Below are 13,129 nucleotides of genomic sequence, written 5' to 3'. Positions count from 1 at the left end.
AAATAGCTTACCCACTTTCATTGATAAGCGACTTTACGCTTAAGTAAAGTCGTAAATTCGGGACCAAAAAATATCATCGTCGACTACAACGTTTAACCACGCCCTAGTGTAAACGGTTGCAAAAAATAAGCAGATTTCGTTTTAATTACAATGGCCTACTTACGGAACACAGCAAACCATGTCCAATCCAGTTCAACGCGCCAATAAACTCTTTGTCCAAACCTTCGGCACCCAAGCTGATGCACTCTATTTTGCACCAGGAAGAGTCAATTTAATCGGCGAACATACTGATTATAACGATGGTTTTGTGCTGCCAGCGGCGATAAATTTTAATACTATTATTGCTATTAAACGTCGTGATGACTCCCAATTTCGTGCCGTGTCTGACGCCTTTCCTGGCGAAATGAAAGCGTGGACCTTTGGTCAAGAAGGCCAAACACCGCAAGATCCAGAATGGGCTGATTACCTTAAAGGCTTTAGCTCTGCAATGGCTACCGCAGGTCTATCACCCAAAGGTATTGATTTAGCCATAGTCAGTAATGTGCCGCTAGGCGCAGGCCTCTCCTCTTCTGCGGCACTTGAGATTGCTTTTGGTACTGCGGTCAATGATGCCAGCCAAATTAAACTGTCACCGTTAGCCATTGCACAACTCGCACAGCGTGGCGAAAACCAATTCGTAGGCTGCGCCTGTGGCATTATGGATCAGATGATCAGTGCCTTGGGACAGCAAGATCATGCACTTTTGATAGACTGTCTAGATCTGGATAGCGAAGCGGTTAGTATTCCTGATAATTTGAGCCTGATTATTATCAACTCAAATGTTAAGCGCGGTTTGGTGGAGTCTGAATACAACTTAAGACGTGAGCAATGTGAACAAGTGGCGGAGCATTTTCAGTTAGATTCTCTGCGCCATCTGGAGCTTAATGCTTTAGAAGCTGCAAAAAATGAGTTGAGTGACGTTTGCTACCGACGTGCTAAGCATGTCATTACTGAAAATCGGCGTACTCAGAATGCGGCCTGGGCACTAGAATCAGGCAATATCACTCAATTGAGTAGCTTGATGGCTGAGTCCCATCTATCAATGCGTGATGATTTTGAAATTACCGTCCCTGAGATTGATTATCTGGTCAATATTATCTCTGATGTTATTGGTGATAAAGGCGGTGTAAGAATGACTGGCGGCGGGTTTGGCGGCTGTGTGGTTGCACTGGTTGATCATGAATTTACCGATGCAGTGGTAGAAGCCGTAGAACAACAGTATCAGCAAAAAACGGGTATAGAAGCTTCAATTTATTTATGCTCAGCCTCTGACGGGGCGAAAAGGATAGATAGCTAATTATACCCATCCGACCTGAAAATGCAGGATTCAGTGGGAGTTTAATGGGCTTTAGTCACAGCTTCATTGCTCCATGCTGAACCTAAGCACCTACATCCATGTAGGCGAGGCATTGATTGCAGCTAATGGTCGCTCCCTTGGTAAAATCAATAACACAGAGTAAAGCCCATGCTTTTTATATAAGAAACGCCCATCGAAGAAGGTGTTGTGCAAGCCCACTTCGTTGTTGTGGCAACTTAAAAGGGAATAGCCATTTCCACGTTAACGCGCCTAGAATTGAACTAGCACAACACCTCTGAAACGAGCATTTTCAAGTGGGATGGGTATATGTACATTAGAATACGTATTCATCTCGCTAAATCAAAAAGTTAACGCCAGAATAGTACACTGTAGTGTTTTGCTAATGACAAGGACAAACCATGGTACGTTTTCGCCCGCAAGACCCTTGGAACGATCCCCGTGGTGGTCAAATTGAACGGGTGATAGTAGATAATGGCACCATAGCAATAGAAGTGCTCAGCTTAGGCGGCATTATCCGCTCTCTTTGGACACCAGATAGAGATGGTGAACGGGCCAATATCGTATTAGGCTGTGATAGTGCCAGTGACTATTTAGCGCAAGATGCCCACTTAGGAGCCATTGCTGGACGCTTTGCTAACCGAATAGCCAACGGCAGATTCACCGCCGATGGAAAAAGCCATCAATTAAGCATCAACCAGGCGAGTAATTGTCTCCATGGCGGTAAGGACGGCTTTAATCGCCAGCATTGGAATTTAGGTCAATTACCAGACGGTGTGCGCTTAAGCTTAGTGAGTCCCGATGGTGACATGGGTTTTCCGGGGAAATGTACTGTGCAACTTGATTACCGATTAGCCGGCAATAATCTCTATATTGAAATACTCGCAAGCACAGATAAAACCTGTCCCATCAGCCTGACTCAACATAGTTACTTCAATCTTGATGGTAGTGACTCAAGCTTACAACACGCCCTACAAATTGACTCAACACAGTATCTTTCAATGAATGAAGTCGGCGTACCAACCGCCTTAAGCTTAACTGAGAATAGTGCACTTGATATGCGACAGCCAACGCTGATGCAGTCACTGATTGGTGCAGAAGAATTCGTCCCAACATCAGGGATTGATCACTGCTATGTCATGCCGCAGAGCGACCAGCAACTGCAACGATTTGGTCGCTTAAGTTCAGCTAAAAGTGGACGGGGTATGACACTGTATACCAATCAACCAAGCGTACAGGTCTACGGTGCCAATCATTTGCAAGGTACAATCGGTAAAGGTCAGCAATCTTTGTGTCAATATCAAGCAGTCTGTCTTGAGCCCCAGCAGGTACCTGACGCGCCGAATCAGCCAACATTTGCCGGAGATGCATTAGTCAAACCAGGCGCTCTTTATCACCATATAAGTCGTTATCAATTTGATAATGAAGCATAAAAACAGCGCCTAAGCGCTGTTTTTTTCACTACCAATTTAGTCATCTAAGTCGTCACTCGACCAGCCACGATTAAAGTCATCATCATCTGCAGCTTCAACCTCAAGCTCAGATTCGTCTTCAGTTTCCATAATTGGCTCAGGCTCTGGCTTAGGCTTTTTAGCCACATTTACGGCCTTTGGATTATTAGCCTCAACCCAACCCGAGTGCTTCTCCATAAACGCTTCTCGAGCCAGTTCCCATGCAACACTGTAGTTTGTCTCAGCGGTGGCTAACTCAGCACCGGTAAGCTCATGCAAATTAGGCCTAACGATCTCTTCAGCATACTCAATAATGGCATCTCGAGTAGTATTATAGAAATAAACTCTACCCGCAGAGGCTTCAGGGAACTGCTTATCGTAAATGATTACGGTATTTCCACGAGAGGTTCTAAGCTCTCCGTACCAAACAGATTTTTTAGACGTGTTATACATATATGCTAATACCCTTAAAAATCAACACATACTAATCAATATAAAGTAAATGAACGCTCATTTACTTCGGTTTCCCCAATCATTTTAGCTTGGGTTTTCGACCATATTCTTACAGTTTTTGAGTCAATATCAATGACCAAGTTCATATAATTCATATGAATTGAGCTAATTTTTTTCAACTCAATTACACTAATATCGAATTTAGTTCAAAGCCGTCGTTATTCAAGTTTTTATTAGAGAATAAATTGTAATAATGCCAAATAAGCGCAACAAACAGCCATTTATCAGTAGGTTGAATTTTGGACTCAGGTGTAACAATAATACTAAGACTAGAGACATGGTGTTTAATTAATATGACGAAACGATGTCAGTCTCTGAAATAGCTCAATCTACCTGCTGATCGACAGTACTTCACTCTGCACGGTCACCCGCTGAAGCGATGTAAAAAAGCGATTTTTTAGCCCATATTTGTTACACTACCAAACTCACCATCAGACATTTAGTGCTCGCCAAACTATTTTGAAACTTAAGTTACTTGTCCTTTTATGTTTGAGCTTCCAAGCTCAGTCTGAAACTGAACAGATAGTCATTGCATCTGATATTTGGTGCCCTTACGTCTGTGCAGACAATTCCGGCTACTTTGTAGAGCTAACTCAACAAGCTTTTGCTTCAGTTGGTGTCAGTACAAAATTCGAAACTATACCATTCCAGAGAGCATTGAGATTAGCCCAAGCAGATAGAATTCATGCAGTATTGGCCGTTTCTCCTGAGCATATTGGCAAGGCCAGTTTGCAAGATTCTGATTTGATATTAGGCCAGTATGCGAATGACTTTTATGTGCATTCTACTAGTCATTGGCAATACTCATCATTGGTGGAGCTGAATAACAAAACTATTGCCAGCATTTTAGGCTATGACTATGGCGATAAACTTAACTCCCTCTTAGCTAAAAGCCCAACTAGCTTTCGCGCTTCTGGTGAAACACCACTAAAAACAAACCTAAACCTGCTGCAGAAAGATCGTGTAGACATCTTAATTGGCAATCGTTATGTCATTGAATATACAGCGAAGAAATTTGATTATTACGACGACATAAAATTTGCTGGTAGTGAGGGGATTTCAACTCCGCTTTTTGTCGGTTTTAGCCATAAAGATCTTGAGCAGAACTATGCAAGTAAATTTGCAGAAGGAATACAGAACATCAAAGAGTCCGGTCAATACCAAGCCATTTTAGATAAGTATCATATCGAGCCTTGGTAAAACTCGACGTTACTGCATGACTTAACAAAAAACCCAGCACTTAGGCTGGGTTCTTATCGAATTGAGCATTAGCTTTACAGCTTAAATCAACCGTTTGCTAAAATGGGATATCGTCGTCCCACCCATCATCCAAATCAGGCGTCACATTCTGCTGTGGCTGAGGAGCTGGACGCTGCTGTGGAGCGGCTGGAGCTGCTTGTGGCTTAGGAGCATACCCGCCCTGTTGTGGTGCTTGGTAGCCACCTTGTGCCGGTGCAGCTTGTTGCTGTTGTGGTTGCTGGTAACCACCTTGTGCTGGAGCCGCTTGAGGCTTAGGTGCATAACCACCTTGCTGAGGTGCTGACTGCTGAGGCTTAGGCGCATAACCACCCTGTTGAGGAGCTTGCTGCTGTGGTTGCTGATAACCACCTTGAGCAGGAGCACCTTGACCTTGACCACGCCCACCCAACATCTGCATTTGACCGCCTTGATCGACAACAACTTCAGTGCTGTAACGATCTTGACCACTTTGATCTTTCCACTTACGCGTTTGCAATTTACCTTCTAGATAAACTTGAGAGCCTTTGCGCAGGTACTCACCAGTGATTTCAGCAAGCTTGCCAAACATCACTACGCGGTGCCATTCAGTGCGCTCTTGTTTTTGACCACTTTGATCTTTCCAAGACTCACTTGTCGCCACGGTAATGTTGGCTACGGCATTGCCGTTCGGCATATAACGAACTTCAGGATCTTGTCCTAAGTTACCCACCAAAATTACTTTATTGACACCACGACTGGCCATTGAAATCTCCTGCTAAATTTTAAAATTTTTACTAATCGACAGAGCGTAACACAGCTTAGGCTACTCTCAAATCGAAAAGCTCAGCAACTTTTAAATAAGCCGGATTAATCGCGAGTGCAGTTCTGTTGGTTAATGATCTCAGTCAGCACTAACTGGCGATTTTTAAAGAGATTAGCGTACAAAACAGGAGATTCGCTAGTTAGTAAGAGATAAATAGTAAAACAGCAGATGGTCAACAATATTTCACAAGTAATGTAGCAATGAATAGGGGACTCATTGGAGTCTACTAGACAACAAAAAACCTGAATGGCTACACTCAGGCTTTAAATTTATCCACAGCAATAACATTATCAACGCTCGCAGTCCCTTTCATCTTTTGGCGTTAACGGATCTTCAAGGCAAAGGTTGTGAGCCTGTTTCATATGCTCGCGCTGTACCTGTTGTTTCTCAAGTTGTAGCTGTTGTTGCTTATTATAAAGCGCTAAACGCTCATCGAGTTCGCGTTCAACCTCAGCGGCATAAGCTGCTTTACATTCAAAATCAGCACTTCCACAAACCGGAGCGGCATTAGCATCATTGATAAGAATGAAACCCAGCATTGCTGAAGGAGCGGCTATCGATAGAAAATTAGCCAGCTTAGACTTTCGCTTTTTGAGAAGCGGCAATTCGGGTAAAAGCATCGGCAGCTTTAAGTTAAATAGTTTGTTACAAGAATCAAATTTAGCCATTGCAACTAGGCTCCTTATAAGCAGTTTCCATACAAGCTATTCTCAAGAAACACCTTGTATTAGATAGGTTACGCTAAATACTAGATGCCTAACTCAAACTCGTTAGGCATCTTTTATTGAGGGGATAGCTCAGCTTAGAACTTGTAAGTTAGGCCGATAACCGTTTTAGTTTCCCACTCATCGTTATTTGATTTTTTCGCCAACTCAGGTTTTGGCTCACCGGTATCGGCTTGGCCAGCTTTAACATAGAGGTTGAAGTTGTCAGACACTTGGTAACCAGCAACTGCGTATACTTCACGCTTCTCATCTTTAAGACCTTCGAATCGGTCTTGAGTGAAAGAGGCTTCGATACCAGCACTTAGACCGTTATCGAATTTGTAGCCTGTACCAATTTCAGCGCGGTACTCTTTGACTGTAGCGTTAGCTAAAGTTGTTTCTTTAGCGATTGGGTCTGGCAGAATGGGTAAACCGGCGTCATCGGCAATGCTTAATTTAATGCGGTCTCTACGCATCGCACGGCCTTCAACATAGGCATAAAAGTTGTCGAAGTTGGTTTGAATCTTGATACCGCCACCTAGGCCGCCATTATCAAAACCTTCACGTTTACCATCTTCTAGATTACGCTCACCAGAGTAAGCTGTTTCAGCGGCAAAGAACGGGATAACCGATACTGCGCCGAAGTTGAAATCGTAACCGAGTTGGGTTTCAACGTTTGCATTCTTATCTTGAGTGGTAAATTCCGCTTCAATTTTACCAGTGAAGCCATTTAAGACTTCAGTATTTGCGCTTGCTGTACCTGCAGAAAGTGCGATTAGTGTTGCTATAACAATGGCTGACTTTTTCATAGTGTTCATCCTCATGGAGTTAATTTTTAAGTTAATTAGCAGTGCGAAACATTCCGCGTTGTCGCTAAGTGGGGCTATTATCCCGTCGAAAACCAAATCCATTGAGTTAGTTACTATATTGAAAACGAATACGTCTAAAGAATTGAATCTACAGTTGATCAGCTCAGGTTCAGTTTGTATCAGCTATGAGGTGAATAAAATTGCAGCGCAGTCATTGGTAAAATTTTAATAAGTACGAATAATACAGTAGCTGGTGAGATTAATTTTTATTAAAGCGGCTACCGTTGTTCATTTCATGATGAAGGGATTCAATTGATCGGCTCAATAAATATTAAATTGATATTTTATTAGTCCACTTATAATACCGACCATTACAGTTTGATTTTTTAAAAAGTGAAAAGTTTAAATAAAAATGGGTTCAGCTAATACAATAGAAAGGTCATTCAATAGAGTGAGGTCTTGATAGACTTATAATTGCTACAAACAGTTTTGTTCCCTACAAGTATCTTAAATCGACGCATTTACGAAGAGGTTAATCAAGTAGGCGCCCCCAACTAGCAACGCCGTCAGCCAAAACATTGAAACTAGTGGGAGCAAAAGAGGATAACGAAAAATTTGACGATCAGAATTTTAATAATGAGGTATTTATCATACTGACTACTCAAGATTAAAATGGTGGGAGTGGTTCTAAGCAAACAAACAATTCGTTACCCACTCATCTTATAAGTAAACAGATTAACTTGTTAGGTAGTTACCATTCGGAAAACACATACATCAATACTCCAGTAATAACCCACCAGTAAAAATGCAATTCAACTTACGAGCCTTCATTAAAATGGCCATATAAATATACAGCTGAGTTTAAAGAGTAACTTAAAGGTGTTAACAAGCATTTTAATAAAAACCACTGCACCATCTGCAAATTATTCCTTATATAGATTAAAGATAATGTGTATAAAGCTATTGCGTAGAAAGTCAATATCGAGACAATTAATACTGTGCAGTTCGTTGTTGCTCACTACAGTCACGTATACCGCCCATGCAAAATCAGCTTGGGTCGGTATAGTCGGACTAGAGCAAGCTAGAACCGTGCAGGCAAGCTCAAAAAAAGATGTACAGCAAATAGAAACCATTGTCCAAGGCATAGGAATCGACTTTGCAGGGTTAAACTGGCATAACACCACCGCAGCCAAATTCAATCGTCATGGCAATATCACGGTCGCTAGAAATTGGGCTTATGGATATTGGAACGAAAATTTTGGCTTGTCACTCGACATCATTAAAGGCGATTGGCAAGGAGTAGGACCAAGCATACTTGCAGCTGGTGTTGCCTATAAGAATTGCAGCGGTGATTTATGCTTTCGCATCAACCCAACTCTAGCCACACTCGATAGTAAGTTGGCAGACGGTAGCAACTTCAATGACCATGGGGCACAGCTCAACGTAAAGCTAGATTATAAATTGCATGATCGCCTCAGCCTGTCATTTCACCCTCAGTATGCATATTGGAGATCAGATACGATGGGCTCCACCCTAAAGTTGGAATTAGGAGCGACTTTTGATCTGACCGAAAGTAAACGTCACAAACTCATGTTAGTGAACGAATATTTTATGGTCAATAATCGCGCTTCAGGTATGCGTTCCCGTTACGTCGGTGAAAATGCACCTATTGCAGGTTACGTGCCTGGTACTGAGTCTACTATCAAGCTGCGCTACGCTTGGATTTTTTAATCAAGTTTTATTACTCAGCCGCTTCAATTCTTAACCAAGCTAAGAGATCTAATGCTTAGCTTGGTTATACCGCCAACTCTATCCTTTACCGTTCTGCGACTGTAACCGCACCATTAATGATCATAACTACATTTAACTTTTGTAATCTTCCCTCTCCTAGTTATTAAGCTCCTGCCGAGTTGGTAGCTCATTGTCTTGACTAGGTTCGTCATCAACTTACCTGTCGCTTCTTCTATCAATTGCTCCTTTTCCCTTCTTACTCTGCAGCATAACTTCCTTAAATCGCCAACAACCTAACAGCCAGGCTTAAAGGTGCCTAATCGACCTGAATTACAGCTTTTGCAATAATTCACCCAAGCCAACGAGGCACTAACCAACACATCGAGGTAACACCATGAAAAAATCACTACTTGTCATCGCTATTGCTGCAACAGCTGCTATCGGTATCGCTCAAGCATGTACCACCGCCGTTTATAACAATGGCGATGCTCATCTAACCGTTCGCACAATGGATTGGTTTGGACATGACGACGCAGTAGTCGTCGGCACAGGTGCAGGCATGACTAATACTTACAGCGCCACTGACGGCGTGCAAACTGACTCCAAGTTTGCTGCAATGAAAATTGAATCATTCAAGCCAGGTATCGTAGCTGAAGCCATGAATGAACAAGGGCTTGAAGCACGTATCCTCTACTTAGGTACTGCTGCTGGCACCCAGTTTGCTGCAGATAGAGCAAAGGTTAAAAACGTCGATGCCGCTAATGTTCCAAGCTGGGCTGTTGATAACTTTGACACTGTATCAGACGTGATTAACGCACTGAAAAACGTCGATGTACTGCCGACCAAAGTGTGTGACCTACCTAACCATGAAGGCGAATGTTTATACCCACCTGTGCACTACCAGTTTGCAGATGCACAAGGCAACACAGCAGTAGTTGAGTTTATTGATGGCGAAATGAAAGCCTACACTGAAGATGGCTCTGCATACATGAGTAACGACCCAGAGTTTAGCGTACACCTAGTGCTTGATGCTGAAAAAGCAGAAGCTGGTTCAACAGTACGTGCCTATGACCGTCGCCTACGTGCAAAAACGATTGTCGAAGATATGTATGCTCGTGATGTGACCGATAACACCAAAGCAAAAGCTTCTATCAAAGCGGTTGCAGCAACTGTATTCGCAGGCTACGACCAAATCGACCCTTATGTGAATGATGTTTTCCCAACACTATGGACGATTCACACAGACCGCGATGCAAAAGAGTGGAACCTTGACCGCTACGACACTTGGACTGTTGAGCACTATAGCTTTGACATGTTTGACGCAACCCAAGCTAAACGTGTTGTACTTGGCGCACACCCACAAGCGAAGTAAAGCTAAGACTCAGCTTAAACTCAAAGGGCACTCAAATAAGTGCCCTTTACATTTATACCAAGCTGAGACAACCCATCATCTATAAGCGTCAAAGCACAAGTTGCTGCCAGTTGCGCAACAGTCAATCTCTAATTATTTGGTAACGTTATGAAATACCTACTATGTACAGTATTAATTTTTTTCTCCCTCTCTATACAAGCTGGAGATCTGTCAAAAACTTACAGCAAGCATGTTGATCAGCAGGGAAACATCACTTTTCCAAGTGACTTTTTGATGGACGGCTTTGTCCACCTGGGCAGCAATACTGTTGCCACCCCTGAATCAGGCGAGATCTTTAATATAAACTCTAGCTACACCCAAAAGTCCGCCCTTATGTGGTATCAGAAAACCGGAGAGTGGCCAGATGGAACACTCATTGTTAAGATCCTAAAGTTTGTTTCCGCTAAAAAAAGCCTGCTCTCGGGTCAAGTTCAACACCAAACTAGCCAAGATATTGCATTTGTCATGGTTAAAGATACTCAGAATCGCTTTCAACACACAAGCAATAAAGCGATCTGGGGTGATGGCTGGGGCTGGGCACAATTCACTGATGTTAAACAGCCAACGGTGAATACCAATCAAGACAAAAACTACTGCCAGGGTTGTCACCTCCCTCGCAAAGAAACGGATTGGTTATACACAGATATCTATCCGCAAATGCAGCGCTAGTCACGCATCTACATTGCGTCAAGATAAAGTGTCTGTACTTTTAATACTAGTGAAAAGTACAGGCATACTACTTTTTGAGCCCCCACAGTTAGCAGCCCAGATATTTAGTCATCGTCGCGAACAAGCTGGGTGTTAAACAGGCCGCAAATTGATTAAGCTAGCAGCAGTCAATCGCAATATCGAAGAGTCCAACATGCTGGTCACACCTGAACGGTTAACTTATTTAGTCTTAGTTGCAGATAAAGGCTCCTTCTCTGCCGCTGGCCGAGAGATGGGTGTGAGCCCCTCCGCGGTCGCGCAAGTGATTCAAAATATGGAGATAGACCTAAATATTGTGCTATTTGACCGTGTAGCGGGCAAAGCGCCACAATTAACCGCAGTTGGTAAAGCGATGTATTTGCAAGCTTTAGAGGTCATTCCAAGGCTACAAGCAATGGAGAAACGTGCGCAGGCTTTTCAAGCTGGGATAGAAGATAAACTTAATATCGCAGTGTATGGCTTTACCCTATTCCCCAGTTATGTCGATAAAATTGCGGCGCTGTCCAACAGATTTCCAGAACTAACCATTAACTTAATGGATGTAGAAGATATTACAGCGCTTAGCGTAGACGATAGTAATGCTGCGGATATCATCATCGCCCCAAGCCAATTAAAGCAGCGCCACGGCTACGATACCCAAATTATTGATAAGCTAGATTGGCTGGTCGTTGCTTCACCAAGCCACCCGCTGGCCAAAATAAGAAGCCGCTTAACTTACCAAGATTTGATAAGTCATCGGCAGATCATTACCGCAGAAAACCTTTTTGCTGAAAAGCATTTAGTGGAATCTCTCAGGCTCAGCCCTAATTTACTGTATTGCTCACAGTTTTATCAGATAGAGTCAATGCTACTTAACGGGCTTGGTTTTGCTCTTTTTCCTAGCCACTTAGCTGAAAAACACTTTATAGCAAATACCTTAGTAGAGTTAAAAATGGAAGATAGTGAGCAGCAACCAGGCTGGCCAATAGAGCTTGTTTGGAGCCCGTCTCTTGGCCCTGCTGGTCGCTGGTTTGTAGAGCAATTCGTCGAGCTTTAGTGGTTAAATTAAACTTGCCTCAACAGGCTTACTTTACACTCACTGCGCGACGATGAGATAGCAGTGGAAAGATACAGATTAACGTAATCGCTAAGAAAATCACCAGTTCAGACAACACCCAGCCTTTAAGCAACACATAAGGGCCTAATGCAGCTCCTGTTGTTTGCGCCGCCACCGATAAGCGAATAATGTCTCCGCTGTGATCACTTTCTGAAATAGTGCCCATAAACAAGGGTAATAAAAAATTCCAAAACAGCATAAATAGACTAACGGCAACAAAATATAACAATTGGCTCTTAGTGGTAAACAGCAACACAATCACCACCCCTTGAGAAAATAGTCCAGCTATCGTCAACGCTTTTTTAAAGCGGCTTAAAGAGGCTAAACTCGCTAACACAGCACCAAACAAGCTAAACAGAGTTCCAACCGCTAACACCTGGCCTTGCTCAGTCGGCAATACCCGTAGCTTATCACCCACAACACTCAACATAGACCAACAACCAGAGTGGGTTAAGATAATCATAAACACCGCCGCCAAGCCCAATAGCTTGGTTGATAGGTCAGCTTTTGGCAGGCTAAATACCTCTGCAGATTCGGGGGATAACGGTGAAAATTTAGGTAATAACAACAGGAATACGCTCAACCCTGCCAACAGAAAAAAGAAAGTATCAACACCAAAGTCTTGTATTAAATAGGGTAAACAAAGAAACAGAAAGCCGCTATATAGCATCTGAAAAGCAATAGCCTTACCAAAAGCAAGATCAGGATTTGCCTCATGGGACAGGGCTTCATAACATAGCACTAAAATTAACCCAGCTGCGACGCCTGATATAGCTCTTAACGCTAGAAAAAGGTTAATATCACTGCAGTATGCACTCGCAAAATGACTACCGGCTAATACCAGCATAGCGAAGCGTTCGTTAATTTTAATTGAACGGGATTTCGCCAGGAAATAACAGATAACCGAGGCTAATGCGAAGCCAAATAATTCAACTGTCGCCAAATAACTAAGATCATAAACTGAAGTCTCGAACTGTATGGATATCGCATTAAGATAGCTTGGTAATAATAAAAAAATGCTCGATGCAACAGCAAGTTTCATACTAGTAGACAGGTAAAGATATTTGCTTGACGCTGAGTTCACACACTGGCCTTTTTATCAGTGACAGAATCCAACCTTAACCAATAGCCTTGAGTATGTAAACAAAGTTAACCAGTTGTGTACAAACAATATCACCCCATTTTCTGCCAGGTTTTACTTCTATTTTTCATTCTTCACTCATAAATAGTAATTCACTTTTCAATGGTATTACTATTAAAAATATCCCCTAGTAGCTAAATCATTGGACAGCAAAAAGACAATAACCCTTT

General features: G+C 42.6%; 12 protein-coding genes. 7 read left to right on the top strand and 5 right to left on the bottom strand.

The window, feature by feature from the left end; translation table 11 throughout:
* Nucleotides 1–178: 178 nt before the first annotated feature.
* Both galK and L2730_RS00220 read left to right on the top strand, forming a co-directional pair.
* Nucleotides 179–1,336, top strand: a complete 1,158-nt coding sequence (galK, locus tag L2730_RS00225) for a galactokinase (protein ID WP_248972745.1) — start codon at nt 179–181, stop codon at nt 1,334–1,336.
* Between the two features lie 419 nt (nt 1,337–1,755).
* Nucleotides 1,756–2,787 (top strand): aldose epimerase family protein, encoded by a 1,032-nt coding sequence (locus L2730_RS00220; protein ID WP_248972744.1) that lies wholly within the window; start codon nt 1,756–1,758, stop codon nt 2,785–2,787.
* A gap of 36 nt (nt 2,788–2,823) precedes the next feature.
* On the opposite strand, the gene L2730_RS00215 is transcribed toward L2730_RS00220, so the two are convergent.
* Nucleotides 2,824–3,258, bottom strand: coding sequence for a hypothetical protein (locus L2730_RS00215; protein ID WP_248972743.1), 435 nt, complete (start codon nt 3,256–3,258; stop codon nt 2,824–2,826).
* A 519-nt stretch (nt 3,259–3,777) separates the two neighbouring features.
* Here L2730_RS00215 and L2730_RS00210 point away from each other — a divergent pair.
* A complete protein-coding gene (locus L2730_RS00210; RefSeq protein ID WP_248972742.1) occupies nt 3,778–4,518 on the top strand; it encodes a substrate-binding periplasmic protein in 741 nt (246 codons plus the stop codon).
* Between the two features lie 97 nt (nt 4,519–4,615).
* Here L2730_RS00210 and ssb read toward each other — a convergent pair whose 3' ends face one another.
* From ssb to L2730_RS00195, 3 genes are all read right to left on the bottom strand, one after another.
* On the bottom strand, nt 4,616–5,299 hold the full coding sequence (gene ssb / locus L2730_RS00205; RefSeq protein ID WP_248972741.1) for a single-stranded DNA-binding protein: 684 nt from the start codon (nt 5,297–5,299) through the stop codon (nt 4,616–4,618).
* Nucleotides 5,300–5,649: 350 nt separating this feature from the next.
* Entirely contained in the window at nt 5,650–6,027 is a 378-nt protein-coding gene (locus L2730_RS00200) for a hypothetical protein (protein ID WP_248972740.1), read from the bottom strand.
* A gap of 134 nt (nt 6,028–6,161) precedes the next feature.
* Entirely contained in the window at nt 6,162–6,872 is a 711-nt protein-coding gene (locus tag L2730_RS00195; RefSeq protein ID WP_248972739.1) for a hypothetical protein, read from the bottom strand.
* A 1,008-nt stretch (nt 6,873–7,880) separates the two neighbouring features.
* Between L2730_RS00195 and L2730_RS00190 the strand changes: the two genes are divergently transcribed.
* From L2730_RS00190 to L2730_RS00175, 4 genes are all read left to right on the top strand, one after another.
* Nucleotides 7,881–8,603 (top strand): hypothetical protein, encoded by a 723-nt coding sequence (locus tag L2730_RS00190; protein ID WP_248972738.1) that lies wholly within the window; start codon nt 7,881–7,883, stop codon nt 8,601–8,603.
* Nucleotides 8,604–8,997: 394 nt separating this feature from the next.
* Nucleotides 8,998–9,975 carry a linear amide C-N hydrolase gene (locus tag L2730_RS00185; RefSeq protein WP_248972737.1) on the top strand — a complete coding sequence of 326 codons (978 nt, stop codon included), beginning with the start codon at nt 8,998–9,000 and terminating at the stop codon, nt 9,973–9,975.
* A 147-nt stretch (nt 9,976–10,122) separates the two neighbouring features.
* Nucleotides 10,123–10,683 carry a cytochrome P460 family protein gene (locus L2730_RS00180; protein WP_248972736.1) on the top strand — a complete coding sequence of 187 codons (561 nt, stop codon included), beginning with the start codon at nt 10,123–10,125 and terminating at the stop codon, nt 10,681–10,683.
* Between the two features lie 148 nt (nt 10,684–10,831).
* A complete protein-coding gene (locus L2730_RS00175; protein WP_248972735.1) occupies nt 10,832–11,758 on the top strand; it encodes a LysR family transcriptional regulator in 927 nt (308 codons plus the stop codon).
* 28 nt (nt 11,759–11,786) lie between these two features.
* On the opposite strand, the gene L2730_RS00170 is transcribed toward L2730_RS00175, so the two are convergent.
* Complete coding sequence (locus L2730_RS00170) at nt 11,787–12,860, bottom strand: MFS transporter (protein WP_346347805.1); 1,074 nt, start codon at nt 12,858–12,860, stop codon at nt 11,787–11,789.
* Between the last annotated feature and the right edge of the window lie 269 nt (nt 12,861–13,129).

Source organism: Shewanella kaireitica (assembly GCF_023284045.1).
In the GTDB taxonomy this organism is placed as follows: domain Bacteria; phylum Pseudomonadota; class Gammaproteobacteria; order Enterobacterales; family Shewanellaceae; genus Shewanella; species Shewanella kaireitica.
The sequence above is the reverse complement of the archived record's forward strand: the minus strand, read 5'-3'. Positions and strand labels throughout refer to the sequence as shown.